At 72.1% G+C, this 26,863-nt stretch carries 23 protein-coding genes; 2 read left to right on the top strand and 21 right to left on the bottom strand.

Annotation, left to right across the window (positions count from 1 at the left end; genetic code table 11):
- Window positions 1-11 precede the first annotated feature (11 nt).
- From ACERZO_RS04360 to ACERZO_RS04350, 3 genes are all read right to left on the bottom strand, one after another.
- Entirely contained in the window at window positions 12-527 is a 516-nt protein-coding gene (locus ACERZO_RS04360) for a hypothetical protein (RefSeq protein WP_372662003.1), read from the bottom strand.
- Between the two features lie 336 nt (window positions 528-863).
- Window positions 864-1,064: a hypothetical protein gene (locus ACERZO_RS04355; RefSeq protein WP_372662000.1), complete on the bottom strand. Its 201-nt coding sequence runs from the start codon at window positions 1,062-1,064 to the stop codon at window positions 864-866.
- Window positions 1,065-1,307: 243 nt separating this feature from the next.
- The gene (locus ACERZO_RS04350) at window positions 1,308-1,679 is read right to left on the bottom strand and encodes an STAS domain-containing protein (RefSeq protein ID WP_372661997.1); all 372 of its coding nucleotides are present in this window, start codon (window positions 1,677-1,679) and stop codon (window positions 1,308-1,310) included.
- A 186-nt stretch (window positions 1,680-1,865) separates the two neighbouring features.
- Here ACERZO_RS04350 and ACERZO_RS04345 point away from each other — a divergent pair, with 186 nt between their 5' ends.
- Window positions 1,866-5,885: a phage tail protein gene (locus ACERZO_RS04345; RefSeq protein ID WP_372661994.1), complete on the top strand. Its 4,020-nt coding sequence runs from the start codon at window positions 1,866-1,868 to the stop codon at window positions 5,883-5,885.
- Window positions 5,882-6,547, top strand: a complete 666-nt coding sequence (locus tag ACERZO_RS04340; protein WP_372661991.1) for a hypothetical protein — start codon at window positions 5,882-5,884, stop codon at window positions 6,545-6,547. The genes ACERZO_RS04345 and ACERZO_RS04340 overlap by 4 nt, the downstream gene beginning before the upstream one ends.
- 4 nt (window positions 6,548-6,551) lie before the next feature.
- Here ACERZO_RS04340 and ACERZO_RS04335 read toward each other — a convergent pair whose 3' ends face one another.
- The 18 genes from ACERZO_RS04335 to ACERZO_RS04250 are packed head-to-tail and all read right to left on the bottom strand — an operon-like array spanning window position 6,552 to window position 26,860.
- On the bottom strand, window positions 6,552-6,848 hold the full coding sequence (locus tag ACERZO_RS04335) for a hypothetical protein (protein ID WP_372661988.1): 297 nt from the start codon (window positions 6,846-6,848) through the stop codon (window positions 6,552-6,554).
- Window positions 6,848-8,920 carry an ATP-binding protein gene (locus ACERZO_RS04330; RefSeq protein WP_372661985.1) on the bottom strand — a complete coding sequence of 691 codons (2,073 nt, stop codon included), beginning with the start codon at window positions 8,918-8,920 and terminating at the stop codon, window positions 6,848-6,850. Before ACERZO_RS04330 ends, ACERZO_RS04335 begins: the two co-directional genes overlap by 1 nt.
- Window positions 8,913-10,622 carry a hypothetical protein gene (locus ACERZO_RS04325; RefSeq protein ID WP_372661982.1) on the bottom strand — a complete coding sequence of 570 codons (1,710 nt, stop codon included), beginning with the start codon at window positions 10,620-10,622 and terminating at the stop codon, window positions 8,913-8,915. Before ACERZO_RS04325 ends, ACERZO_RS04330 begins: the two co-directional genes overlap by 8 nt.
- Window positions 10,619-11,149, bottom strand: a complete 531-nt coding sequence (locus ACERZO_RS04320; RefSeq protein ID WP_372661979.1) for a hypothetical protein — start codon at window positions 11,147-11,149, stop codon at window positions 10,619-10,621. The genes ACERZO_RS04325 and ACERZO_RS04320 overlap by 4 nt, the downstream gene beginning before the upstream one ends.
- A gap of 2 nt (window positions 11,150-11,151) precedes the next feature.
- Window positions 11,152-12,288: a hypothetical protein gene (locus ACERZO_RS04315; protein WP_372661976.1), complete on the bottom strand. Its 1,137-nt coding sequence runs from the start codon at window positions 12,286-12,288 to the stop codon at window positions 11,152-11,154.
- Window positions 12,285-14,273 carry a hypothetical protein gene (locus ACERZO_RS04310; protein ID WP_372661973.1) on the bottom strand — a complete coding sequence of 663 codons (1,989 nt, stop codon included), beginning with the start codon at window positions 14,271-14,273 and terminating at the stop codon, window positions 12,285-12,287. The genes ACERZO_RS04315 and ACERZO_RS04310 overlap by 4 nt, the downstream gene beginning before the upstream one ends.
- Window positions 14,270-15,475: a hypothetical protein gene (locus tag ACERZO_RS04305; RefSeq protein WP_372661970.1), complete on the bottom strand. Its 1,206-nt coding sequence runs from the start codon at window positions 15,473-15,475 to the stop codon at window positions 14,270-14,272. The genes ACERZO_RS04310 and ACERZO_RS04305 overlap by 4 nt, the downstream gene beginning before the upstream one ends.
- Window positions 15,476-15,490: 15 nt before the next feature.
- Window positions 15,491-17,407 carry a phage tail protein gene (locus tag ACERZO_RS04300; protein ID WP_372661968.1) on the bottom strand — a complete coding sequence of 639 codons (1,917 nt, stop codon included), beginning with the start codon at window positions 17,405-17,407 and terminating at the stop codon, window positions 15,491-15,493.
- Entirely contained in the window at window positions 17,404-19,443 is a 2,040-nt protein-coding gene (locus ACERZO_RS04295; protein WP_372661965.1) for a putative baseplate assembly protein, read from the bottom strand. The genes ACERZO_RS04300 and ACERZO_RS04295 overlap by 4 nt, the downstream gene beginning before the upstream one ends.
- A complete protein-coding gene (locus tag ACERZO_RS04290) occupies window positions 19,440-21,332 on the bottom strand; it encodes a putative baseplate assembly protein (protein WP_372661962.1) in 1,893 nt (630 codons plus the stop codon). The genes ACERZO_RS04295 and ACERZO_RS04290 overlap by 4 nt, the downstream gene beginning before the upstream one ends.
- Window positions 21,329-21,733 carry a GPW/gp25 family protein gene (locus ACERZO_RS04285; protein ID WP_372661959.1) on the bottom strand — a complete coding sequence of 135 codons (405 nt, stop codon included), beginning with the start codon at window positions 21,731-21,733 and terminating at the stop codon, window positions 21,329-21,331. Before ACERZO_RS04285 ends, ACERZO_RS04290 begins: the two co-directional genes overlap by 4 nt.
- Window positions 21,730-22,362, bottom strand: a complete 633-nt coding sequence (locus ACERZO_RS04280) for a phage baseplate assembly protein V (protein ID WP_372661956.1) — start codon at window positions 22,360-22,362, stop codon at window positions 21,730-21,732. The genes ACERZO_RS04285 and ACERZO_RS04280 overlap by 4 nt, the downstream gene beginning before the upstream one ends.
- Window positions 22,359-23,552: a phage late control D family protein gene (locus ACERZO_RS04275; protein ID WP_372661952.1), complete on the bottom strand. Its 1,194-nt coding sequence runs from the start codon at window positions 23,550-23,552 to the stop codon at window positions 22,359-22,361. The genes ACERZO_RS04280 and ACERZO_RS04275 overlap by 4 nt, the downstream gene beginning before the upstream one ends.
- 13 nt (window positions 23,553-23,565) lie before the next feature.
- Window positions 23,566-24,234, bottom strand: coding sequence for a CIS tube protein (locus tag ACERZO_RS04270; RefSeq protein WP_372661949.1), 669 nt, complete (start codon window positions 24,232-24,234; stop codon window positions 23,566-23,568).
- Complete coding sequence (locus tag ACERZO_RS04265) at window positions 24,231-24,419, bottom strand: putative phage tail protein (protein WP_372661946.1); 189 nt, start codon at window positions 24,417-24,419, stop codon at window positions 24,231-24,233. The genes ACERZO_RS04270 and ACERZO_RS04265 overlap by 4 nt, the downstream gene beginning before the upstream one ends.
- 13 nt (window positions 24,420-24,432) lie before the next feature.
- Complete coding sequence (locus tag ACERZO_RS04260) at window positions 24,433-24,933, bottom strand: phage tail protein (protein ID WP_372661943.1); 501 nt, start codon at window positions 24,931-24,933, stop codon at window positions 24,433-24,435.
- On the bottom strand, window positions 24,930-26,402 hold the full coding sequence (locus ACERZO_RS04255) for a phage tail sheath family protein (RefSeq protein ID WP_372661940.1): 1,473 nt from the start codon (window positions 26,400-26,402) through the stop codon (window positions 24,930-24,932). The genes ACERZO_RS04260 and ACERZO_RS04255 overlap by 4 nt, the downstream gene beginning before the upstream one ends.
- Window positions 26,402-26,860, bottom strand: a complete 459-nt coding sequence (locus tag ACERZO_RS04250; RefSeq protein ID WP_372661937.1) for a phage tail protein — start codon at window positions 26,858-26,860, stop codon at window positions 26,402-26,404. Before ACERZO_RS04250 ends, ACERZO_RS04255 begins: the two co-directional genes overlap by 1 nt.
- Between the last annotated feature and the right edge of the window lie 3 nt (window positions 26,861-26,863).

Here is a 26,863-nt window from a genome sequence, read left to right as displayed (position 1 = left end):
TTAGAGCGCTTTCAGCGCGCCGAGCCGTGGGAACCGCGGATGCGCAGCCCGTCGGTCTCGATGATGAGTTCCGGCGGGTAGCCGTTCACCCCGACGCCCGCGAACCGGATCGGCTCGCGGCCGGCGCCCACCAGCGTCGTGGTGCCGTTCTTCTCCTCGAGCCGGACCGTCCGCGGCCCCGATCGGGTGTCGAAGACGTGCATGCTGCCGAAGGCCGCGTCGAGGTCCGGCCAGGCCTCCCGGGCCACGCCGTCGACGACGACGGACGGCAGCGGCTGCGGCTCCCCGTCGAGGAAGACCTCGGTCGTGGCGGACTCGCCGGTTTCGATGCGCAGGCCGGTCTGTTCCTCGTTGTCGAGGGTGAGTTCGACGTACCCGCCGCGAGGAGCCGTCTCGCGGATTTCGAGCTCACCGCCGGGCCGGACCAGGAACTCCGCCGGGTACCGCGCGATGACGGCGAGGAGCGGATGGCGCAGGCCGTTGACGATGCGGATCGTTTTCACCCGCTGCGCTAGTGATTCGGTCAACGGACAGGCCTTTCGGAGTAGCTGCGAATCGGCAGATCGTACCTCCGCCTGCCGGGTCGCCGGAGCTACCCCAGGGGTATCTAAGGGGTGGTCCAGTCCTGCGTCACCCACCGGCCGGGTTCCGGCGGTGATACAGCTTCCCCGATCTCCGCACAGCGGTGGATTCCCGCGTCGAACTGGGCCGGGCCGGCCTCGGCGCACCTCGTGGCCGGCGTGCCTGCCGCCGATGACGGACGAGGTGTCCGCGGCGCAAGGGGTGCTTCGGGTGATCGCGGAGGGGCCGTTCGTGGTCCGCACGCTCGAAGACGGCGGAGCAGCCGCGGTTCGCGGCGGGTGTCAGCGGCGCGCGCGGCGGCCGGACGGGTCGTGGGCCGGCGTGCCGGAACGGCGCTGCGGGCCGGGCGCGCCGTCGGACGGCTGCTCCGGGGTGTACACAGGTTGGCGGAACAGGCTGCCGTACCGGACGTCCTGGGGCGTGGTGAGCGTGCCGGGCAGGGGCTCCTCGGCGATGGGGTGGCTGAACAGCGAACTGTCCACTGTGGAAGAAGTGATCGGGGATCCTTTCGTGGCCGCCACCGGAGGTGGCGGGTGATCCGGCCGGGTGGTCACCGCCGCGAGCAGCGTGTCCCGTGGTGGGAGCCGCCGGCTCGAGCCGCAAGCGTGGCCCGGCGGACAACGGCCGGATGGAGGCCGAGGGCGGCGCGGGTTCGACCACTCGCGCTCGAAATGCTCTCGGACAGCACCGAGCGTACACGATGCCCTCGCGGAGGGAGGGTGGTGTCAGCCGGCCAGCGCGTCCGTCCGCGTGCCGGCGACGGCCAAGGCCTCGGTCAAGCCGGTCAGGTCCAGGGCCCGGCCCACGGTGCTGCGTTCGGGCGCCACGACCCGCAACCGTGTGGCGTCGCCGGTGGCGCGATGCGCCTTGAGCAGGACCGTCATCCCGACGGAGGCGAGGAAGGACACCCCGGTCAGGTCGATCACGAGCAGCGCCGGCCGGCGGAGGAGCGCGTCGGCGAGGGCGTTGTCCAGGACCTCGACGCTGAGCAGGTCGACTTCGCCGGTCACCTCGAGCACCTCGGCCGCGCCGCCGGGTCGGTGCACCGTCACGTTCAGCAGGTCCTGGGGCCGGACCCGGCCTCCGTCAGCGGTCACCTTCACCTCCGGTCGCTCGTCCTCTCCTGCGCCTACCCGCTTCCCGGGCGGCTCAAACGCGCGGGCACTGACGTTTCCGCGACGTCCTGGTGACGGCCGGCTGCGACGCTGTCCGAGGGTTCCCGTCGCGGGAGGAGAGCCGTCCCCATGCCACCGCCACCGAGGGATAGAGCGAAGCTCCCCGCGGTGACGACGACTCCGGCGCCGGTGGCGCTGAAGGACCCGCCCCCGCGGCGGAAGCCGCCCCGGCTGCCGCCGTCGAACGCCGCGGCGCTGGCGGCGCTGCGGGCGGGTGACAAGAAGCCGCCGGCCGACCCGTCGCGCAAGGAGTCGCAGGACAAGGTCGGCAACGGCGCGGTGGCGGCCGGACTGGCGCGCGGCCCGGCCGCGGACCCGAAGTTCGCGGTGCTCAAAAAGGACGTCGCACACAAGAAGCACACCATTGCCCGGTCGCACCCCCCGGCGAGCCAGGAGGCGACGTCGGCGCAGGACGCGTCCGTGCCGCCCAAGGATGACGAAGTCGCGCAGGGCAAGACGGCCAACGCCGAGAAGATGAACGAGGCCAAGCCGAAGGAGTTCGACAAGGAAGCGTTCGTCAAGGCGGTCGAGAAGGCCATCGCCGAGAAGGCGCCGAAGAACCTGGAGCAGGCCGACGAGTTCGCCGACTCGGGCAAGCCCGCCGAGGTCAAGGCGGAGGTGCAGGGCAAGGTCGGCGAGGGCAAGACGGACTCGGCCGAGCAGATCGCGGACACGACGGCCGCGCCGCCGGACACGTCCGCCGCGGAGACGAAGCAGGTCGTGCCCCTGGCGGCCGACCGCCCGCCCGGCACCCCGGCCACCCCGGACCCGGCGAAGGCGACGCCGGACAAGCTGCCGCCGGCGGCGACGGACCTGTCCGCGGGCCCGGCCGACGTCAACCGGGAGATGGCCGAGAACCAGGTCACCGAGCAGCAGCTGCAGAAGTCGAACGAACCGGCGTTCGGCTCGGCGCTGAAGGAAAAGAAGACCGCGGAGAAGCATTCGGAGGTCACGCCGCCCGAGCTGCGCAAGAACGAAGCGCAGCAGTTGCGCCAGGCGACGGCGCAGGCCAAGGGGCTAGGCGCGGCCGCGATGGGCGGGATCGCCGAGCGCCGCCGGCGCACCGGCCGGCTGGTCGACGGCGGGAAGAACGCCACCAAGACCACCGACCAGGACAAGCGGGCCGAGGTCACGGCCATCCTGCAGAAGGTCTTCGACACGATGAAGGCCGAGGTCGAGGGCATCCTGACCGGCCTCGACAAGCTCGTCGACGACCAGTTCACGCGCGGCGAGAAGGAGGCCCGCGACGCGTTCACCGCCGAGCACCGGCAGAAGATGGACGAGTACAAGGCCAAGCGGTACGGCGGCCGCTGGGGCCTGATCAAGTGGGGGCACGACAAGCTGTTCGGCCTGCCCGCGGAAGCCGACCTCATCTTCGTCGTGGCCCGCGACCACTACGTCAAGCGGATGCGCGGGGTCATCTCGGCGGTCGCGGACACGATCGGCCGCGAGCTGACCAGGGCGAAGCAGCGCATCGCGAAGGGCCGCGACGAGCTGCAGGCGGAGGTCAAGAAGCTCCCGAAGGACCTGCAGGCACTGGGCAAGCAGGCGGCGGCCGGGTTCGCGGACAAGTTCGACGAGCTGACCCAGTCGGTGGACGACAAGAGCACCGAACTGGTCGACACGCTGGCGACGAAGTACACCGACGCGGTCAAGGCGGTGGACGACGAGATCGCCGCGGAGAAGGAGAAGAACAAGGGCCTGGTCGACAAGGCCCTGGACGGCATCAAGGGCGTCATCAAGACGATCATGGAGCTGAAGGACCTGCTGCTGGGGGTGTTGGCGAAGGCGGCCCAGGCGGTGATGGGGATCCTCCGCGACCCGATCGGGTTCCTGGGCAACCTGGTCTCGGCGGTCGGCGGCGGGCTGAAGCTGTTCATGCAGAACGCGGGCCGCCACCTGCAGCAGGGAGTGCTGTCGTGGCTGCTGGGCACGGCGGCGACGGCGGGGATCACGCTGCCGACGAGCTTCGACGTGATGGGCATCCTGCTGCTGATCGCGAGCTTGATCGGGTTGTCGTGGGCGAATTTGCGGACCCGCTTGGCGCGCAAGCTGCCCAAGGAGGCCATGACGGCCATCGAGGTCGGCGAGCACGCGTTGCCGCTGGTGCTGGAGGTCCGCAAGCGCGGGATCCGCGCGTTGTGGGACGACCTCAAGGCTCGTGTCGGGGACTTGAAGAAGAACTTGATCGACAATCTGGTGTCCTATTTGCTGCCGACGATCATCATCGCTGGGGTTACCTGGATCATTTCGCTGTTCAATCCGGCTTCCGCGTTCATCCGGGCTTGCAAGATGATCATCGACATCATCCGGTTCATCGTGACGAACGGCAAGCAGATCATCGAGTTCGTCAACACGGTTTTGGATGCCGTGATCGCTATTGCCAAGGGTGGGTCGGGTGGGGTGCCTGCGCTGGTCGAGAAGGCGTTGGCTCGGTCGATTCCGGTGTTGATCGGGGCTTTGGCGGCTTTGCTGGGGATCGGTGGGATTGCTTCGAAGGTCAAGGAGATCTTCCAGAAGCTGGCCAAGCCGGTGAACAAGGCCATCGACTGGGTTGTCGACAAGATCGTCGGGTTGGCCAAGAAGGTTTGGGCCAAGGTCAAGGCTTTGGCCAAGAAGGCCGCGGACAAGTTCGGCAAGAAGCCCAAGGATGGTAAGCCGCGCAAGCCGCTGAAGGACCGGATCAAGGAGAAGGTGTTCGGCGGCGACGACAGTCCCGAGGGCCAGAAGAAGCGTCTTCAGAAGGGGCTGAACGCCGCACGGTCGGCGGCCAAGCGGGTGAAACGCACGGGCCGCGTCATGGAGAAGATCCTGCGCGGCGTGTTCACGGTCATCCGCGTGCGCTACCGCATGACATTGCTGGAACCAGTGCTGGAGAACGGCCGGTGGAAGGCTCACGGCGCGGTCAACCCCGAGGGCTACATCGACCTCGGCGTCGATGCGCCGCCGGCCGGCCCGCTGACCCAGAAAGACGAGGAATACATCAAGGAGATCGAGGCGCACCTGCCGTCCCACGGTGGCCGGTTCGCTCGGGAAGCCCGTGAGCAGTGGAACCAGGATCTGGAAGGCAAGGCGGTCGGCGGGACGCCGATCTGGGACGCCACACCGCTGCCACTCGAGCCGATGCCGGCCGACGGAATCGCCTTGCTCAAAGACCATGGCGTCCATCGCCTGCTTCTGCCCTACTTCCGGGAAAGGTCCCGGACGGGAGGCGCCACCTCCGAGAGGTTCTACGAGCACGCGTTCGGTCTCCCGGCGATCCGCGGGCGTCTGCTCGCCATTCTGGGCGCTGCTGCCCTGACCGAACTCCGCCTGCCACGTTCCACCCGCTCAGCCGAAGTGAACAAACAACTGACGGACATGAAGTATCACGCGAGCATCGGGAAGTGGGGCGAGTTCGCGCCGATCCCCGGCGCCGGCGCCGGCGTGGACGCCGAACTCAAGGCCGCGGTGCAGGCCGCAGGGGGCATCATCCCGTTCCTCAAGGACGTGGCGCACCACCAGGGGCAGTGGGAGACCAAGATCTTCGACCTGTGGAACCACGACCCGCCTTCAAAGGAATTCCTGATGGACCGGTTCCGCGGCGCGGACTCCGGGATGCACGAATGGATCCCGACCGACTACATCCCCAAGGTGCTGAAGCGGGCGATGGAGCGACGATCCACCGAGGGCGCGCTCGAAGGGGTGCGCTGGGTCGTTCTTCAGCACGCACTACGGTCACCGACCCGCTACGTGATCTGGAAACTCGACGGGGCGACGCCGCAGGGGCACTCCGGCGTCTTCTGGCAGTCCTACCAGGACGGAGGCAAGACCAAGCACAAGTTCACGCTGACCGACGGCCAGGACAAGTTCCACGACGACCTGCGGCGCCTCTTCGACGGGTATGGCGGAAAGGCTCTGGGCTACCCTCCGCATCTGCGCGGTAAGCTACCCACCATCATGTGGACCGGCGAGCTCGACCACACCCACGAACCGTTCCTGGCCACGCAGGTGTCCGCGCTCGTCAAGACGGCCACCGGCTTGGCATCCATGAGGCTGGAAGAACTGAGCGACCTGCAGAAGGCCAACTTCAAGGCCATCAAGGCCGACTTCTACGACGCCGAAGATGCTGTTGGCAAGGAGACGTGATCATCGTGAACCCGGCCATCGAGCGGGCAGTCCAGCTCCAGCTGCAGCAAGATCCGCCCTTCACCGAAGACGACTTGGCCGCCGTCGAGGTTCTGGCGGTACTGCGTCCGACCGACATCAGCGAGCTACGGCAGTTCACCAGTCTGCGAGTGCTTCGACTCAACGGTTACGGTGACGAGGACCTGCAACCGCTGGCCGGCCTCCCGATCAAGTCGCTGGACATCGAAGTAAGCGCGGTTTCCGGCCTGGCGGTGGTAGCTGAGTTGCCCGCGCTAAGCATGTTGGCTGTCCCGAACAACTTCATCACGGAGATCGATGTACTGGCCGCAGGCGATCACCGATTACGCGAGCTGGACCTCACCGGTAATCCGTTGTCCGATCGCGCCTACTACGAGGTGATACCCGAGTTGCGTGATCGCGTACCGGAGCTGCAGTTCTCAGGTGAGCGCGAGTGGAAGCTCACCAGGAAACTCCATGCGTCGGGCCTGCCTTTCGATTACTACCGCAACGCCAGGGGTTACTGGCTGTGCCGACCCGGACTGAACCACACTGCCAAGCCGAACGCCGACCACCTGGAGATCGAACCGGACGAGCTCGAAGCGATCCTCGACCGCGACCCTGCTGAAATCCCGGGTTTGTTCCCGGTCCGCGACGATTCCTGAGCCATCAACAGCCGGGGCAGGCTTCCTTGTGCGGGACCGCCATCGGCACCACCCGCACAGCCGCCCCCGCGATCGCGGCATTCCCCACCCGGTCCTGCCCCGCCGCCAACGTCGAAGCCAAATGCGACGGCACCGTCTTCGACGACCCATCCATCGCCGTCTTGGCCGCCTGCGCGTTTCCCACCACCGCCGGCACCAGAACCAGCTTCGACTTGCCCCGATCCGAAGCCGCCGCAGTGCGCAGCTCCTGAGCGGTCACCGGCACCGCGGGCTTGGTCTGCGGGGACATCAACTCAGGCATCACGCACTCCCGTTCTCGGCCAGTAACCCAGCATACCGGCCCAGCTCCGCCGGGCGGAACAACCGCGCCTCCCGCTGGAACTGCCGCGACACCCCGCGCACCACGTGCCGCATCGAGATCGCTGAACAAGACGAGTCCGCAGCAGCAAGAGCCGCCGTTCGGGCCGCCGATGCGATCCCCGCTCCCGTCATGTCCAAGCGACACAACACATCCACGTCCACGTCCGATGACAACGGTGCCTCCGGCGGGAACGCCAGCTGCCACAACCGCCTACGCTCCGCCAAAGACGGCCGCGGGAAGTGGACCACGAAGTGGAACCGCCGGGTGAACGCCGGGTCGATGTTCTCCTTCAGGTTGCTCGTCAAGATGATCAACCCGTCGCTGGCTTCAAGCCGCTGCAACAGGTAGCCGACCTCCAGGTTCGCGTAGCGGTCCGTGCCCTGCTTCACCTCTCCGCGCTTGCCGAACAGCGCGTCCGCCTCGTCGAACAGCACCACCGCGTGGCTGTCCTCCGCCTGGCGGAACACCGCCTCCATGTTCTTCTCCGTCTCCCCCACCCACTTCGACACCACCTGCGCCAGGTCCACCTTCAGCAGCTCCAGCCCCAGGATCCCGGTGACGACCTCCGCCGACATCGTCTTGCCCGTGCCCGGCTCGCCGGTGAACAGCGCCTTCACCCCGCCCGTCGCCGACTTGCGGGCGAAACCCCAGGACTCCGCGATGCGGGGCCACGCGCGGAACGCCGACGCGATCTCGGTGATCTGGTTCATCTGCGCGTCCGGCAGCACCAGGTCGGCCAGGCCGCGGCGGGGGATGATCGACTGGACCGCGCCGCTCGTGCGGCCGCGGGTCACCGTCGCGATCGCCGGCTCCACGTGCTCCGAAATGCGACGGCCGTTGCCGGACAGGCGCGCGTCCGCGTCGGCCACCGCCGCCACCGCGCGGAGCTCGCCGCCGCTCATGCGGTAGCGGGCGGCCAGGTCCGTCAGCACCTCCTCCTCCAGCACCGGGAACGCCGACGACCACATCGCGCGACGCTCCGGGAAGCCCGGCGCCGGGATCGTCAGCTCCGCGTACGTGCGGTCGGCCAGCAGCCGGGGCGGGCGCCACGGCGTCGTGCCGGTCAGGCACAGCGGCACACCCGAGCGCACCAACGCCTCGTCGGGGTGGGACGCACGGCCGTCCGTCGGGATCCACAGGATCGCGCCGAGCGCCGCCGCGGTGCGGAGGTCCGCCACCACGTCGGCGCGCACGCGACGCAGGGGCCGGCCGGCCGCGGCCGCCAGCGCCTGGGCCGCGTCCAGCTGGCTGTCGGCGGGCAGCCCCCACAGGCCGACCACGTCCACGTCGCCGGCGCGCAGAGCCTGACCGAGCCTGGTCAGCCGGGCCGACTCGAGGTGGGCCGGCGCCGAAGCCGGCGCGACTTCGCCGGGGTCGTCGCCCAGGGTGCCGATGTCGCCGCCCCAGCCCATCAGGTACTCGAACACGCCGTCGCCGAGCGCCAGCTCCCGGGCCGGCTCGGCCGGTGCCTCGCCGTACGCCCGCAGCAGGCCGTAGCGGCGCAACCGGCCCGCCGCGCCCAGCTCGCGGCGCAGCGCCAGCCGGTCCGACGGCGTCTCGCCGAGTACCGTCACCAGCAGTTCCACGCAAGGCGCCCGCCGGTTGAGGTTGTCCACGACGTACGCGTAGACGCGCTCGTAGCCCGGGTCCAGCTCCGGCGCGGCCACCAGCAGCAGCGCGTCCTGCTCGACCCGGGACAGGCCGTACCGGGTCGCCAGCGCGTCCAGCGGCAACGTGACCCCGCGCGACGCGGCGAGCCGCCGCAGCTCCTGTTCCGACTCCGGGTCCGGCCGGACCGGCGACGGCGGCTCGGTCATCGCTTCGGTGAACGCGTCGACGCGGTCCAGCAGCGCGTCCACCTGTTCGTCGGTCACGCAGAACGGCGTCAGGTCCGGCCGCGTCAGCGCCGCCGCCGCTTCGGCTTGCGCGGCGACGGCGATCCGCAGCGCCTGGTGCAGTTCCGCGAGGCGCGCCCGCAGGTGTTCGACCGCCAATGCGCTCACGTCAGCCACCGGAGAAGGTCAGGGTCCGGCCACCGAGCCAGACCACGTCGGGCACGTCGGTGAGCGCGCCGCCCTGCCACAGGTCCGTGTGGCGGCGGCCCAGCGGGATCTTCACCCGCACCGCGTCACGGGTGAACCGGACGGTGGCCTCCAGATCGGCGAACCTGGCCAGGGCCAGGATCGGCGTGCCGCCGTCCCACAGCTGCCCGGCGATCATGCCCAGGGCCAGCGACGCCGCCAGCGCGACGCTGTGCTCCAGCGCCCGGTCCGCCGCCAAGGGCACGGCCCGGTGGTCGACGAACACCGCGCGGACCAGTTCGTCCAGGCGCTCGGCGGGGAAGTCCGCGGCCAGCCGGGGCTCCACGCCGCCGGTCGTCCACAGTGGAGTGCGCCACCGCAGGCGGGTCAGCGGGTCGTCGCGCAGCGGGCGCGCGTCGGTGATGAACCGGACGCCCGCCGCGGCCAGCTCGCGCAGGCACGCCGGCGGCAGCGGGCCGGCCCGGACCAGCACCGGCGGCCGGCCGCACGCTTCCCAGTGCGGCAGCAGGCCGTCCACTGTGGACGACCACGCCACCGGGAACATTCCGTGGGCATCGACGAGCAGCAGGCCGTCGTCCACGCCCGCGATCAGCAGCGGGTCGGCGGGATCGTGGCCGCGGCACAGCGACAGCGCGAGCACGCCGTCCAGCACCGGCAGCGCGGGAGCCACCCGGCGGGCGAACGCGGTCAGGTCCGGCACCGACTCCAGCCCGGCGAACGCCGCCGCCGCGACGTCGTCTTCGGGCGCCCGCCGCCATCCCCGCTGCGGCGCGCCCAGCACTTTGTACGCCAAGGCCGCGGCGAACAGCGGAGCGTCCGGCAACAGGTCCACTCCGGACAGTGCGGGACCGATCGCGTCCAGGTAGCCGGTCCGCGCCAGCGGGCCCGCCAGCAGGAAGGGCAGCACCGAGCCGACCCTCGTCTCCCCCGCCGGCCGCGGCGAGGCGGTCACGGCCTCGGCCGGTCCCCCATCGGCGGGCGAAGCCGCGTCCGCACCGCCCAGGAGGTCCAGCACACCGGCGAGGTCCGCGCTGGTCGCCGGCGGCCACGGCAGCGACCGCCGCCGGGCGAGTTCCGCCGCCAGCACGGCGACCGGCCCGTCCGCGAATCCGGCGAGGAACGAACCGGTGCGTTCGCCGGACTCGGCAAGGACCGGAACGGGGAGTTCCCCAGGGTCGCCCAGCACCGCGAACAGGTACCGCCGCACCGTTTCCTCGGGCAGCAACGCGAGCAACGCGGCCAGTTCACGTCGGACGGCGAGTTCTTCGAACAGCTCGACCACGGTCGGTTCGGGCCGCTCCACACCGAAGCCGGGCAGCTCACCGACGGCGTCCACTGTGGACGATTTAGCCGGCCGGACGGGCACCGGCGCCGCGACCGGTTCGCGCACCGAACCTCCCGCGCCGGGTTCGAGGACGAGACCGGAAGGCACCAGCGCCCCTCGCCCGAACGCGGACAACCGCACCGACAGCCGCACCGGCTCGGTGATCTCCAGATCCGGTCCGGCCCCGGCGAGGTCCTCGTCGAACTCCGCGGCCAGCAGCTCCGGCAGCGCGTCGAGCACCCGCTGGACGAGCCCGCGGGGATCGGGCCCCCAGCTCCACCCACCCCGCCGGACCACGTGCACCACGCACTGGCGCACGGTGATCTCGCCGGTGGTGGGCGCGCTCACGGCTGCTTCTCGACCTTCTCCAGCCGGCCCGCCCAGCCGGGGACCAGGACCAGCACGCCGTGCGGGTCGTCGTCGACCGCCGTCGGGAGCGTCGTGAAGGTATCGCCCTGGTTGATCTGCCCGGGCAGCACGGTCGTCGCCCGCCCGGCGGAGATGAACACCCGCACCACGGTGTCCGCCCCGACCGGGTTGTCCACCTCCACTCGCAAGCCGTTGTCCTTGAACACCAACGGCTTGCTCGACACCACCAGCGGCACGAGCGCGGGCTTCGACGGTTGCCCGTCCGGCACCGGCTCGACCCCGAACGCGAGCGGGTCGAGGAACACGCCCGGCTCGTCGTCGGCCTCCTGGACGGCCAGCTCACCGGCGTCCAGGTTGAGCGTCGCGACCTCTTCCGGGAGGAGGGAGACGCGCACCGGGAACTCGTCGCCGGCCACCTCGGCCACGGTCGGCAAAGTGGCACCGATCGCCTGGACCGCACCGACGACGTGGCCGGTCTTCTTCACGTACACCACGAAGAGGCTCATGGTCAGCCACCCCCACCCGTCGCCGCGACCGTGGCCAGGACCAGGAAGTCGACCACGCCCGGCTGTTCGAAGACCTGCGCCGGGGCCGCCGTGGGGTCGTAGACGCGGATCCGGCACCGCACCCGCCGGTCACCGTCCACAGTGGCCTCGGCCGGGCTGGTCAGCGCCGAACCCGTCGCCGTCGGCGGGATCCGCGGGGTCACGTGGACGTGCAGCGACACGCGGCCGTCGGCGACCTCCTCGGGCGTCACCCCGGACGGCAGCGGCAGCACCACGCCGTCCGTCGCGCTGCCGGACGTCGCCAGCACGCTGCCCGCGGAAATCCGGCCGGAGAAGCTGCCCGCGATGGTCAGGTTGCCGTTGGACTCCACGGTCAGCAGCGGGTCGACGGCGCCGGTTCCCTTGTACAGCCCGTAGACCAGCGTCGGAGCGTCCGATCCGGACAGCACCAGCGCCGGTTTCCCCTCCTGTACTTCGGGTTGCGTCCGCAGGGCGAGCGAGCCGGACCGGGCCGAGACGGTGTCCGCGCGCACGCCGAGGTACCGCGGGCCGACGCCGCGGGCCGTCGGGAACACCGCGGTGAAGTGCCCGGCGGTCCACTGGACGAAGCCCAGCAGCACCAGCCACTGGGCAGGCGGGGCGACCGGCGCGGCGTTCACCGCGGGTGGCTGCTGGTCGGCCACCAGCCGTTCGTCACCGAGCCGCCGGAAGAGGATCTGATAGGACTCTTCCACGCGCGTCGGCCCGGAGGAACCGGCGCACGACGCGGGCCCAGTGGCGGGCTGGGCCCGGTCGGCGGCGGTGAGGAACACCGGGTACGGCTTGGTCGTGGGCTGGTCGGCGCCGTTGACCGCCGCGAAGTCCGCCTCCGACAGCACGACCGGCGCCGGCACCACGATCTCGCGGCCGGTCCCGTCGACCGCCAGCCCGGCCTGCACGCTCACCTCGACGTACCGGGCACCCGTCGCCGGGTCGGTCCGGTTCTCGGTCGTCAGGCCGAGCCCGTCGGCGATGCCCCAGTCGTGCGCCAGGCGGGCATGCCGGACCGCCGTCGCGCGGGCGTAGGCGACAGTCGCCGCCAGGTCCGCGGCCGCGAGCACCTGGCCCTCGCGGAACTCCGGGCGCAGTGGACCGGTCACGACGACTCACCCGACCGCGGCTTGCGGGCCGTGCCGCCGCTGCGGCTCGACGTCGACCGGGTGCGCCGCGGCGGCGGCTTCGGTTTCACCGTCTCCTCCTCGTCTTCCTCCGAAGCGGGTTCCGGGGCGTTCTCGAGCTCCGAAAGCCGGTCGGACAGCCGGTCCGGCAGTTCCTCCCGCACCCGCGAAACCTGCTCCCGCGCGGAGTCCAGCTGCCCGCGCAACGCCTCCACGGTCGCGACGAGGTCGCTCACCTGACCGCGCAACGCGTTCATCTCCTGCAGGCTGTCGGTCACCTCGTCCGGCACGGTGTACACCTGCTCGTGGATCGGCTTCGGCGGCGTCTCCCCCGGCGCGGGCCGGACCAGCAGGCTCCACATCCGGTCCAGGTCGGTGTGCCGGGGCCAGCGGACCAGCAGCCCCGCCACGTAGGCCGCCGGCACCAGGCCGTCCGGCGGCGGCGTCGGTGCGCGGTACACCGGCGGCGGCTGGCAGCACACCCGCTCGGCCAGCTCGCGCAGCCGGTAGAGCTTCGGCAGCCACTCGCCGTATGCCGAGCCGCCCGGCAGCACCTGCTCCCGCGTCGCCGAGCAGACGCGCACCACGTCGCAGCCGTCCAGCTCCAGGTGCGCGAGCAGCACGTCGTTGTCGGTGCAGTCGACGCAGGGCGGGTTCAGCGTGGAGCACGCGGCGTCGGTGACGAACCGCTGCAGGTGCCGGGTGAGCTTGCCGGCGGCGTCGGCGAGCTGGTCCAGGTCGGTCATCGTCAGCCGCTGCGCCGGGTCCGGTTCCGGAGTGGGCAGCGGCTGTGGCACGGCCACCTGCCGCACCTGGTCGCGCAGCGTGCAGTCCGCGACGCCCGGCACCCGGTCGAGGCGGCCCAGCAGCCATTCCCGGAGCTGGACCAGGTCGGACCGGAATTCGGCGTGCAGCACGTTGCCGATCGGAGTGCCCTGCGCCAGCAGGCGGACCTCGAGCGGCGCGTCGTGGGCCGGCTCGACGACCCGGGCCCGCGCTTCGGCCACGACGGCCACCGCGATCGAGCGGTGCACCGGCTCGGGCCACATCTTCTCCGCGTCGGTCCCGTCCAGCCGGTCGCACGCCGCGCCGAGGACCTGCCGGGCGGTGCCGACGTCGCCGAGCTCCAGCCCCGGCTGCGCGTCGGCGTCGTAGGTGTCGTACCGGGCGAGCGTGCCAGCCACGGCGCGAACGCGCTCGGTCATCTCGGCGACGACCGGCGGCGTCAGCACCACTTCGGCGTTTTCCTGCAGCCACTTCAGCGATTCCTCGTACCGGGTCCGGTCGGCCGGCGCGAGCTCGATGGTCCGGGTCGAGGCGGCCTTGGCGAGCGACATCGCGTCGAGGTAGAGCCCGAGCCGCTGGGCGCGCAGGCGCACCGCCTCGTACTTGTCCAGCGGGCCGATCCGCTCCAGCAGCCGCGTGCCGGGGTTGTAGCGGTGGTCGTCGGTGGTGTCGCACTTGACGACGAACCGGAAACCCTCCTGCACGCGCGAGGGCACACAGCCCGGGGACGGGCACGGCTCCTCGGTGGCGAACGGCGCCACCGGGTCGGCCATGCTCTCCTCGTACCGCACGTACAGCCCGTAGTGGCGGGCGCCGTCGTCGCACGGGTCACCGCACTCGACCCCGGGCGAGGACACGCGCAGCTCGCGCACGAGCGCCTGCACGTCGACCTTTTCCTTGCAGGACAGCACGATGTCGTTGCCGCAGCAGTCGAGCGCGTGCCCGGGGTGCACGAGGACCGTCCCGCCCGCGCACGAGTCGCAGGACACCTCCAGGCCGCAGACGACGCCGGGGCCGGACAGCATCCGGTTGTGCAGCCGGTCCTTCCCCGCCACGTAGTCGGTCAGCAGGGACAGGTCGTCCTCGGTGAGCAGCTGGCCCGCGAAGAACCGCGGCCGGACGAACGCGGCCGGGAAGGCCGACGTCCCGCCGCACCCGCACCCGCAATCAGGCTTGCTCATGAACGCTCCTCGGTGATGAAGAACCAGCTCTCGAAGACGTCGCCGCCCGCGCCGGTGCCCGACGTCCACGGCCCGATGCCCGACGGCGGCACCAGGCAGCCGGTCGGGTCGGGCTCGGGCTTCGGGTCGTGGCCGTGGCCGGTTTCGGTCTCGGCTTCGGCGTCGGCGTGCACCCGGCCGATGAAGGGGACCCGGCCGCCGACGTTGGTGCCGTCCACCGGGCGGCAGCAGCGGTCGAGCAGGAACGCCGCGCGGACCGTGACGAGCACGCGGTCGCCGTCCTGCAGCGTCTCGCGGGTCGTCTGCCGGTAGCGGAAGCGGCGGGTGAACTCGCCGTCCTTCGGCGTGGGCTCCTCGAACTGCCCGCCCATGTACCAGGTGTCGGCGTTGCGGCCGGCGCCGCCCTCGATCACCTGGATCTCCACCACGCCGCGGCGCAGGCTGTCGACGCGGACGTCGTCGGAGAACTCGACGACGAGCCCGCCCGAGTTCTTCTGCGTGCCCAGCAGCTCCTTAGCCTGGTCGACGGTGTAGGTGTGGCCATGGCGCCAGTTGATCCCGGTGATCACGGTCGGCACGTGCCAGCCGAAGAACCGGCGGACGTTCAGGTGGATCTGCTCCGCGCGGACGGGCTTGCCGAAGTCGACGTCGTCGATCCGGGCCAGCCACAGGACCTTGTGCTCGCAGGGGGTGCAGCAGGTCTCGCAGCGGTCGTCCTTCGGCGGCGTCTTGGTGGTGACGCGGACGCAGTAGCTCTCTTCGGTGTAGCCGAAGTCGCAGTCGGAGGTGTCCGCGCAGGCGGAGTTGAAGACGGTCCTCGTCGGCTCGACCGCGCGCTCGGTGTACTCGACGCCGACCCACACCGTCGTACCGCCGGTGCGCTCGTCCTCGTGCACCGCGTCCCACAGGTCGATGGCGCAGCCACCGGGGACGAGCACCTCGTTGCCGTCGCAGTCGACCCCCAGCCCGGCGGTGATCCGCACCCGGGCCTGGTGTTCGTGCTTCTCCTTGTCGTCGGCCGGCGGGGCGGGTTCGACGAGCAGCCCGCACACCACGCCGTAGCCGAGCAGGCAGCGCATCCGCAGCTTCAGCTTCTCGCGGAAGTACTCCTGCTCGCGCTGGAAGTCGCGGGCGGTGAGCAGCTGCCCGTGGAAGTACCGCAGCCGGCGGAAGGGCTGTTCGTGTGTCGTTGCCTCGGTCATCTCTCTTCTGTCCTCTCAAGACACTCGCGTGTGGACCCCGACCGCGGACACCACGCCGACGCCCACGCCGTGGCGGGCACCCCGTGGCCCGGGTCTCAGTACTCCGTCGTGGTTCAAGCGCGCCCCGCCCACCACCGGCGGCGGCAGCGGGACGAACGCGGTGTCCACCCCGACCGTCGACCGCGTGCCGACCACGAACCCCGTCCCGCCGACGCGCACGAACCCCCTCGTGTGCGCGGGCACCTGCCGGACGACCAGGCGCCGCACCGCGTCTTCGTCGGCCGCGCCGGCGGGCAGCAGGACGCGGAACCGGTGGGCGTGTTCGGTGAGGGGGTCGGTGTCCGGGTCGCCGAACGCCCGCAGCGGTGCCCCGCCCAGCGTCGAGGTGCCGAGCCGCAGCCGCGCCGCCGAGCGGCCGAACAGCCGCACCGAGCCGAGGCCGCGGGCGGACGGCGGGGCCGCGGCCGCGCGCACCTGCGCCCAGTGGCGGTCGCCGGCCAGCTCGTCGACGACGGGCTCCACGCCGAAGACGATCCCGATCGCCGCCTTCAGGGCGCCGGGCGTGCCGCGCCGCCGGTACAGCTCGGGCGCGGCCGTGATCAGCTTCCGGCGCGTGTCCGCGTCCCAGCCCGCCTCGAACGACAGGCCGAGCAGCCCGGCCAGCCACGGCAGCGCCCCGTCCGGCACGCCCGCCGGGTCGAGCAGCGCCGGGTAGCGCTCGACGACCCGGTCGATCTCGGCCGTGGTGGCGTCGAACAGCGACAGGAACCGTTCGGTGAAGTCGTCGGCTGCCGGGTCCTGCCGGAACGCGGCGGGCAGCAGGTCGGCGCTGGTGGAACGCGGGAAGTCGAGCCGGATCCGGTGCAGCACCGGTGTCGCCGACGAATCGCCGGACAGCCCCACCCGGGCCGTGAGGTAGCGGCCGGGTGGCTGGTCGACGAGGAAGTCGGTGACGCCGGCGGGGGCGGTCTGCCAGTCGCTCGCGGCGAACTTGCCGTCCTCCGACACGACGACCGCCACGGACACCGACGTGCCCGCGGGCACGTCGGCCTCGACCCGCACCCGGTGCCAGCGGCAGCGCGAGATCCCGCTGTCGATCCGGCCGGTGGTGAACTTGCCCTCGGTCGCGAACTGCCCCGCTGCCGGAGCCGGTTCGTCGCGCGGCTCGCCCTCCCAGTCGTAGCAGGAGGTCACGTCGCCGTCGGGTCCCTCCTCCCGCAGGCAGAAGCCGTCGTCGTCCGCGCCGACGAGACTGCTGGGCGGCAGCGCGGCGGTCAGTTCGTCCATTGTGGACTCACGCCCGTCGCGGTAGATCCACAACCGGCCTGCTTCCTCGGTGAGCAGCCAGATCGTGCGGCCCGGTCCGGTGCGGATCCCGATGATCTCGCCGCGGACGGACGTCCGGATCACCTCGCACAGCCGCCCGTCGGCGCCGTACCGCCGCAGCCGGTGACTGCCGGCACGCGCGACGAGCAGCTGCTCGTCCTGCGCGAGCGCGACGACCGTGGCGTGCCGCAGCGGGATCACCGCGGTCAGGTGGTCGCCTTCGTTGCGCCACACGAAGACCCGGTCCGAGTCGACGACGGCGACGCGGTGCCCGCGCGCGGCCACCGCGGCCGGTGCGTGCAGCAGCCGGGGGTCGCAGTACGGGGCCCAGACGGGCCGCCAGCCGCCGGCGCAGGTGTCGCGGCGCAGCAACCGCTTGCCGGACAGCAGGAACCAGCCGCACGGCCCGCAGCCGGGCGCGAGCCGCGGGTCGGGGAACCACGGCAGCAGCTGCGTCCGCGTCGGCCCGTCCGCGTCCGCGCCGGCGTAGGCGAGCCGGACCCCGGCCGCGTCCTCGAAGCCGACGACGTCGGACACCGCGTCCTGGTCCCACCCGACGACGTCGTCGAGGAGCCGGAACGTGACGGTGGCAGGGGCACAGGTCATGGGGTCTCCTCCACCGGGATCAGCAGCGGGCGTTCCGGCCACACCAGGTCGTCCGACGGGATCGCGTGGTCGGCGCACGGCGGCAGCCGCAGCCCGTCGGCCGTGAGCGACAGCCCGGACACCGCCAGGACGCCGTCCACGGCGAGCAGCCGGCGCACGAGCGGCGTGTGCCGCACGGCGCCGCCGAACGGCCAGCCGCCGCCGTCCTCCCCGCCGCGCACCGGATCGAGGTACCTGGACACCGCGTCGGCCGCCCGCGCGAGCACCGCGGCCCGGTCCTGGTCCGCGTCGAGCACGACCCGGGCCTCGACGGCGACCCGCCGGAACGCGACCGGGCCGGTGACCACCGTGATGCCGGCCGGCGCCACCTCGCGGGTGAGGTACCCGGCCACCGCGCGCAGGGTCTCGGCGGTCGGCACGGGCGGCTCGGTCGCGCCCGCCTCGATCGGCGGTACCACGAGGACGCCGACGACGCCGGGGATGGGCGCGCCGGCGAAGTCCGGGTGCAGGCCGGGCACGCCGTGCGCGCGGGCGATCGAGGCGCCGGGCGCGCGCAGCGCCAGCAGGCCGTAGTCGGCGGGGGCGACGGCGCGGCCGCGGGACCGCAGCTCCCCCACCCCGCGCCGCACGACGTCCGCGTCCGGCTCGGCGTCGGCGCCGCCGGTGGCCGGGAACGGGTTGGTCACACCGGTCACGAACGGCCGCGCGGTGACGACGCCGTTGACGGCGCCGGCCGCCACCGCACCGGCCGCGCCGCCGCCGACGCGGTACCGCACGGCCCGGACGTTGCGGAAGCCCGGCGGGACGGGCGCGCCGTTGACGCCGTCGCCGAAGGTGACGATCCCGGTGTCGTAGTCGACGACGAACACGCGGTCGTCCGGCCCGTACGCGGCGAGGCTCGGCACCTCCTGCCACCGCGAGGCGTTCTCCTCGGTGGTCCCGAACAGATCGGTGCCCGGGTCGTCGTCGACCTCGATCACGACGCTGCCGGCGAGGACCGGGACCTGGCTCAGCCGCAACTGCCGCCGCTGCGACGGCGCGGCCGGGTCCTGGATCGGTTCCAGGGCCTCGTCGCGGATCGTGCGGGCGGCGGTGGCGGCGACCGTGTTCAGCCGCAGCCCCGACACGAGCGGCGGCGCGACCGTGACGAGGCCGTTCGTGACCTGCAGCCGCAGCCAGCGCAGGGCCGGGCCGGGCCGGGTGGTCGGCGGCTGCCCGGGTGCCCAGGTGCGCGGCAGCCGCAGCTCGATCGTGCCGCTGGCGCGCAGCCCCTGGGTTTCGTCCCGGACGATCTCGGCGGGGACGAACCGGCCGCCGTCCAGCACGTCCCAGCGCAGCAGCGGCTGGGGCGCGACGGGCGGCGGCACGAGCCCGCCGGCGGCCGCGGGCGTCGGCGGCGCGGCCGCGATCACGAACCCCAGCGACAGCGAGGGGAACGGGCTCGCGGTGCCGTCGAGGCCGAGCCAGAGGGCGTTGCCGGGCTGCGGTTCGGTGCCGAACGGCGCGAACGGGCGGCCGGGTCCGCTGGGCCCGAGCGGGACCGGTTCGAGCGCGCCGCCCCGCTGCACCGCGAGCACGGCGAGGGTGGCAGGGGTGGCGTAGAGGTCCTGGCCGGTTTCGAAGACGATGTCGCCGTCGGTGCCGGACGCGGCGGCCTGGAAGCCGGCGGGCACGAGCACCGAGGCGCCGTCCGGCGGGGTCACCGTGAACTCCAGCAGCGCGGTGGCCGCGGTGGCCGGGCGGCGGCGCACGCCGGCGGTGTTCAGGTGCTCGGCCAGGATCTTCTCCGGCAGCCGGTTGACCCGGGCGAGCACGGGTTCGGCCTGGGTGCCGAAGAGCCGGACGAGCGCGACACCGGCGTCCTGCCGGTCGGGGTTGGTCCAGTCCGGGGTGTAGCCGGGGATACGATCGCGCACGGCGGCCCGCACCGCTTCCCGCGTCGCGTCGACGAGTTCCGGCTGCACCCCGGACGGTCCGGGGCCGGGGACCATTCGCGCGTCTTCGCCCGAGTCACGGGCCCACCAGACGTCGGTCACAGCAAGCCCTCCCCCGGCTCGGCAGCGGGCACCACGTGCGTGCGCACTTCCCGCACCACGGGCAGATCACCGGCGCGCAGCTCGACGTCGTCGCACGTCTCGGCCGGAGCCGCCCCGTCGATGCCGATCGCGACGGCGGTCACGTCGGCCAGGTCGCCGAGGGCCTGCTGGGCGGCCCGGAGCAGCGCCGACGGCCGCAGGGCCTCGCCGAACGGCCAGCCTGTTCCGTCGTCGCCGCCGACCAGCGGATCGAGGAACCGGCGCAGCGCGTCACCGACCACTGTGGACACCTTGACGCGGTCGGCCGGCGTGCCGGACAGATCGACCCGCAGCCGGACGTCGCGGTACGCCGGGGCGCGCACGAACACCTCGGCCGTCAGCAGCCGTGCGTCCGCCAGCCGTTCGGCGACCGCGCACAGCATGCCCGGGTCCGGTTGCGGGGCGGCCACGGCGTCGGCCGGCACCGACGGGACGATGTGGACGGTCACGGCGCCGGGCACCCGCGCGCACGGGAAGCCCGGGTGCTCGCCGAGCGCGGCGTAGGCCCGGCCGACCGCCACACCGGGGGTTGTCACGGCCAGGGTGACGAAGTCCTCGGCGGTGACTGCCCGGGTCACCTCGCCGAGCGCGCCCGCGGCGCGGTCTCGGGCCTGGGCCGGGGTTTCCGGGTCCGCGCCGCCGTCGGCCTGGACGACGTTCGCCGCACGCACCGGGGCATCCGCCGGCACGGGCAGCCAGTTGCCGGTGACACCGCCGTTGCCGTCGCGGCCGCCGCCGATCGTGTACTCGACGACCGTGTCGCCGTCCGGACGCGGGATGCGGCCGGTGAGCCCGTCGCCGAACACGAGCGCGCCGTCGGCCCGGTCCAGCAGGAAGATCCGGTCACGCGAGGTGCCGAAGGTGAAGTCCGCCACCGGCTTCCAGTCATCGCCGGCGAGCTTCAGCGCCGCGGTGAGCAGCCGGCCGGCCGCGTCGGGCAGCACCAGCCGCCGGCCGGGCAGCTTCAGCCAGTCATCGGTCTGGTCCGTGAACCCGGACTCCGTGCGGTGTTCGAGGTGGCGGGCCGCCGAGACGTTGACCGCCAGCCGCAGCAGCCGCGGTGCCGACGCGTAGGTCGCCGCCGGGGTGGACACCTGCAGCCCCCTGGCCACGGTGGACCATTCGGCCGGCGGGCGCAGCCGCACCACCCCGGACCGGCGCAGCCCGCCGGTGCCGTCCTCGACCTCCTCGAACGGCCCGGAGGCGTCGCCGGACGGCCGGAACCACGACCACGTCAGCTCGGCGGGCGGGCCGGCGGCGGCCGCGAGCGGCGACCACGACGGCGGCACCGGCGAGTCGAGCTCGAAGAGCACGGACAACCAGCCGGTTGTCGGGTGCGAGCCGGTCAACGGCAGTGTGAAGCGGGCCGACGCGGCGGAGCCGTCGCTCGCCAGCAGCGGCACCCCGCGCCGCGCCGACAGGTCCGTGGTGTGGTCGCGGTCGGTGAAGACCGCCGCCTCGCCGTCGACCGGGAACGCGGTGACGTCGTCGTCGAGGCTGAACCGGATGGCCGCGGCGGGGTCGCGGGCGAAGACCGTGCCCGCGGGCACCTCGACGGGGATGTCGGATTCGGGTGTCAGCGCCAGCACCGTCGACGCCGGCTGCGCGGGCCGCGGCGGGTCCAGCCCCAGGAGCTTCAGGATCGCGACGACCAGCTCGTCCGGCGCCTGGTCGAGCCAGTAGAGCCGCTGTTCCAGCAGGTAGGCGAACAGTTCGAGGAGCGTGACGCCGGGGTCGACGGGCGCGTGCAACGTCCACGTGCCGTCCGACTCCGCCGGGATGCGGCGGGTGACGGCCGCCATCAGGTCGGCCCAGGTGAGGTCGTCGAGCTTCGGCACGGGCAGCGTCATGGCGTGGTTCCCGTCATCCCGAGGTAGAACGGGAACACCAGGTTGGCCTTGGTGTTGGTGCGCCGGATCCGGTACTCGACCGAGATGGTGACGCGGGACTCGTCGGCCGGGTCGGCTTCGGCCAGCACGCTCGAAAGCTCGACCCGGGGCTCGAAGTCGCGCACGGCGTCGGCGATCGACCGCTCCAGCTCGCGCAGGTTCTGCACGCTGCCGGGCGCGAACACCGACTCGCTCACCGTGGTGCCGAGGTCGGGCCGCATCACGCGTTCGCCGGTGGCGGTGAGCAGCAGGGCGCGCAGGCAGTGTTCGATGCTCGTCTCGCCGACGGCGTAGGCGAGCCGGCCGGCTTCGTCGGGCAGGATCGGGAACCGCCAGCCGGTACCGAGGAACGGTTCGGTCACGTCGCCTTCACCTTCTTCGCGAGCACGGACGGCGGCAGCGGCGTCGGGGGCCCGGTGACGCCGCCCGGCGCCGGGTGGGTGTGCTGGGCGAAGGCCGACAGGAGCGCGTTGCCGAGCACGACCGGTTCGGTCGAGCCGCCGCCGAGGTCGACGTCGGACGCCTTGACCGTGACGGTCTTGGCTTCGACGGTGATCTCGCCGCTGTCCTTGAGCACCACCGTCGCCCCCGACGCGGTGCTGATGGTGATCTCCTTCTCCTTGTCGTCGAAGAGGATCCGGTGCCCGGCCTTGGTGCGGATGATCTTCTGGTCCACGCCGCCGGAGTGCGCGACCGGCGGTTTCTTCTTGCCGTTGTAGAGCCCGCCGAGCACGTAGGGCTGCCGCATGTCGCCTTGGAAGAACGCGACCAGCACCTCGTCGCCCACCTCGGGCACGAACACCGAGCCGTAGCCGGCGCCCGCGTACAGCTGGCTGACGCGGATCCAGGGGCTGATCGACGCGCCGCCGTCCAGCCAGTAGTACTTGACCTTCACGCGGCCCTCGTCGTCGCCGTCGTTCTCCACGACCTCCGCCGGCGCGACGCCGTAGAAGCGCCGGTCGGTCGCCATGGCCCGGGGCATCGCCGTCATTTCTTGTCCCCCTGGAAGATCTTCCGGCCGGTGAACGTGGTGAAGAAGCCGCTGGAGTTGAGGGCGTGCTCGACGCGCTTGACGAAGTAGGTGCCGGAGAACCGCTTGCCGAGACCGAAGATCTCCAGGTTGTCCCCCGGCCGCAGCTCCGGCAGCCCGGCCACCCGGCCGGTCGCGGTGATGAACTCGTACGCCCGTTCCCGCAGCAGCGCGATGGCCAGCTCCTTGGCCTCTTCCTGGCTGAGCACCGGCGCGTCGACGACCACTTCCTGCCGCCCACCCGCCGCGCTGTCCGCCGCCTCCGGCCCGCTCTGCCCGTCGCTCTGGTTCTGCCCGCCGGGCAGGTCCTTCGCGGTCGCGACGTACTCGATCGGTTCGGCCTTCACCGGGTCCCAGCCGTGCACGGTGAGCTTGCTGACCTGGTTGGACACGGTCATCGTCGGGGTGAAGTCGAGCAGGTTCGGGACCAGCCCGGCCGGCTGCCCGCTCGGCCCGGTCGCCAGGCCGGGGCTGTAGGCGAGGCGGAACACCCGGATCGCCGCGCTGTCGCGGCCGTCGGTGGGCTTGATGAAGTACAGCGTCTGCTCGCCCGTCTTCGGGTCCGGCAGGATGTAGCAGTCGAAGTCGATCCGCTTGGCCCGTTCCATCAGGAACTGCGCGTCGGACTGGTTCTTCTGCACCACGAGGTCGTGGCGCGGGCCCTCGTGGGTCGTCTTGAACGCCAGCTTGTTGCGCCGGGCGATCTGCTCGGCGATCTCCCAGTCGGTCTTGCCGACGAAGTTCTTGTCCTCTTCCTTGGTGGGCTTGCGGTCCTTGAGCGCGAGCATCCCGTCCACGCAGGTGATCGAGACGGTCGGCGACGCGGCGTCCGGGAACTTGGGCGCGAGCGAGCTGATCGTCCCGGTGCCGACGGTCAGCAGCTGGTCGGCGTAGCCGAGCCGGACGGACACGCGGGTGCCGATGCGCAGCTGGTCGGAGTCGCTGTGCTTGAACTTCAAGGTGACGTCGTCCCAGTTGTTCAGCTCCAGGTCGAAGCCGGACATCTCGTCGAGGTCGCGGTGCACCTTGATGTCGAGGATGTCGTTGCGGGTGGTCGGGTCGGCCTGGAGGCCGTCGATCACCACCTCGAACCCGGGCGCGTAGCGGTCCGGGTCGGCGATTTCGGGCTTCGTGCCCGCGGGCGCGGTCATCGCATACCCCCGCTCACGGCAGCCGGGGCACGGTCAGCACCAGCCCCGGCCGCAGGTCACGGGGATCGGTGATCCCGTTGGCGCGCGCCAGTTCCCGCCACGCGCCGGGGCGCCGGTAGACGGCGGCGGCGATGCGGTCCCAGGTGTCGCCGCGGCGCACCACGTAGCTCTTCTCCACCGTCGGCGACGACCGCGGCGGGTCGTTGGCCTGCTCCTTCGCCGGCCGGTACTCCTTCAGCGTGAGGTCGAGCTGGGCCCGCAGGGGCACGCCGTTCTTGGCGAACAGCACGTAGTTGACGTCCAGCTTCTCCACCACGCCCCGGAACACCGTCCTGTCCCAGACGAACTTGACGATCGGCGGCGCGTGCAGCGTGTTCTGCGGCCGCATCAGCTTCCTGATGTTGTCCACATAGGACTTGCGGACGTCGTCGAGCGTGTCGGAGGTGTCCACCAGCGCCTGCACGGACAGCGACTCGCTGCCGCCCCGGATGTACTGGATGGGCGGCGTTTCGAGACCGGGGATGGTGATCTCGGCGAACGTGTTGCTCTTGCTCAGCTTGTACTCGGTCGGGTTGAACTTCAGCGGGATCCGCTTCGGGACGTCCTGCGGGTTCGCCGGCTGCTCGATCTCCAGGTGCGCGTCGGCGCCCTGGCTCACCAGCGAGAACGGGGTGATGCTCACCGGCGGCCTCCGCTGTCCCCGAGGCTGCGGTCGTTGTCGCTGCGCTCGGCCCGCGCGCACTCTTCTTCGTAGAGCCGTGACCACGCCTGGATGTGCTTGTTGAACAGCCGCGCGAACAGGGCCCCGTCGTCGCCTTCCACCTGGAACCGCACTTCGAGGTTGTGGATGATCAGGTTCTTGGGCACGCTCTTCCCTCCCCTAGAGAACGGCCGTCAGGCCCTCGTGGGCGATTTCCAGTTGCTCGATCGCGACCGCGTTCTGCTCGGCGTGCAGGTCCGGCCCGGTCCACTTGGCGGCCAGCCCGCCGTGGAAGATCCACGACTTCGCCGGCCGCCCCGCCTCGTCGAGCATGATCACCGCGCCGTCGCGGCGGGCGCCCAGCGAGTCGTGCAGGCCGGTCTCGTACCAGGACCACAGGAGCCGGTCGCGGACCACGCCGCGCTTGAGGGTGATCGGGTTCCACGAGTGGCGCAGCGGCAGCCGGTGCACCGAGTCGTTGCGGCCGCCCTCGGCGTAGGTCACCACCTCCAGCTGCGCCCCCATCCCGGTGACCTCCTGGAAGGCACCCGCCGCCACGACCTGCAGCAGCAACGCCTGCGCCGGGGGCAGGTAGACGTCCGCCGGGGCGAGCGTCACGAGGAAGCGGAACTTGCCCAGCGGCTCGTTCAGCGCGAGCAGCTGGTCGACCGGGGTGGTCACCGCTCGATCACCTCCAACCCGCGGTCCTGGCCGAGCACCAGCCGCAGCGCGATGAACTCCATCGGCACGGCCGGGGCGACGTCGATCTCGCAGACGACCTGGCCGGGGTCCTGCTCCGGCGGGTTGTTGGTTTCGTCGCACACCACGCGGAACGCGTCCTCCGGCCGGCTCCCGGCGAGCGCCCCGGTGCGGAACGCCTCCAGCAGCACCGAGGTGATCGCGCGGACCAGCGACAGCCGCAGTTCCGGCGAGTTCACCTCGAACACCAGCGGCGCGGCGGCCCGCCGGATCGCCCGCACCAGCAGGTGCAGCAGCCGTCGGTGGGCGACGTACAGCCGGCGCGGGTCGGCCGACAGCGTCCGCCCGCCCCACACGACCAGCCCGCGGCCGCGCACGCACCGCACCAGGTCGACACCGGCCTCGAACAGCCGGACCTGCTGCGCTTCCGGGTATTCGACGTCGAGGTCGACCGCGTCGAGCAACGTGGCGTTCGCCGGGGTTTCGGCGGCCCCCCGCTCGGCGTCGAGCCGCGCGACCAGCCCGGCGACGTGCCCGGAGGCCGGGACCGTCCGCAGCCCGGTGCCTTCGAGCGACGGCGCCCGCAGCGGCGGGTGGTACACCGCCGCCGCGGCGAGCAGCGCCTCGTCGCCGAAGTCCGCCAGCGCGCCGGCCCACGCCACCACCTGGTCCACTGTGGACTTGCCCGGCGGGACGTCCAGCAGCACCAGCCGGTCCAGCAGCGGCGCCACGGTCCCGAGCAGGTCGAGCACCAGGTCCGTGTGGTCGTCGCCGGCCAGGTCGGTGCCGAGGTCCGGCAGGGCCACCAGTGCCGGTTCCGGCAGCTCGGCCTGCGTGCCCACGGCGGCCGCGTAGTCGGCGCGGCCCGGCGGGCTGTCCGTGCCCCCGGTGAGCGTCAGGTCCCACGACAGCGAGAGCGGCGCGTCCGGCGGGATCGGGTCCGTCCCGCCGACCGGGACCACCCGGATCAGCCGGGACGCGGCGACCCGGTCGACGACCTCCCCGGGGGCCATTCCGGCGAAGATCTCCGCCGGCTCGCCGGGCACGAGCACCCGCACGGTGACCGTCGGCGGCCCCGCGACGCTGCTGGCCCGGTACCGCACGGTGACCCGGCCACCGTTCGCCCACGCCCCGGGACTGGCGGCCACCACGAGGAAGCCGTCCGTCCACGGTGCACTGGCCGGCTCGGCGGGCCCGGACACCCGCAGCACCCACGCCGTGGTGCCCTCGTTCTCGAAGAACCCGCGCAGCGCGTACGGCGTCGCCGACGTGCCGTCCGGTGGCCCGAACCCGCCGACGAAGTCGTTCCAGCTTTCGACGCGCACGGGCCGGCCGACCGGGCCGCGCCGGGTGCGGCCGAGGAACACGGCCACGTCCGTGCGCAGCGGTTCGTCGTCCGAGCCCGCGCGCTCGAAGGTCAGGGAGACGCCGGGAAGCGCCGAGCCGGCCATCACGCGTCGATGCCGAAGCTCTCGACGGCCAGCACGAGCGTCTCCATGGCGATCTCGTTCTTGGTCGCGTTGAACGACGGTCCGGTGTACTTCGTCGGCCAGGCCCGGTCGAAGTTCCAGCGCATGACCTCCTGGCGGTTCTCGTCGAGCATGACGATCGAGCCGGACGTGCGCCGCACCCGGCCGTCGAGGGCCTCCTTCACCCAGTTCCAGAACCCGATGTGGCCGGTGACCCCGCGCTTGAACGTCAGGGCGCTCGGGAACTTCTTGAGCCCCACGAGCTTGCGGACCGTGATGTCCTCGCTGCCGGTCCGGTACTCGATCACCGGCAGTTCGATGTCGAACCCGCTGGCTTCGGTGAACGACCCGCTCACCGCGACGCCGTCGTCGCTGACGTTGGTCACGATGACCAGGAAGTTATACGCGGCGTACGGGTCGTCCCGCGTCACAGGTGGCATGTC

Source organism: Amycolatopsis kentuckyensis, from assembly GCF_041679295.1.
Taxonomy (GTDB): domain Bacteria; phylum Actinomycetota; class Actinomycetes; order Mycobacteriales; family Pseudonocardiaceae; genus Amycolatopsis; species Amycolatopsis kentuckyensis_A.
Note: the sequence above shows the minus strand (reverse complement) of the source record. Positions and strands in the feature narration are given on the sequence as shown.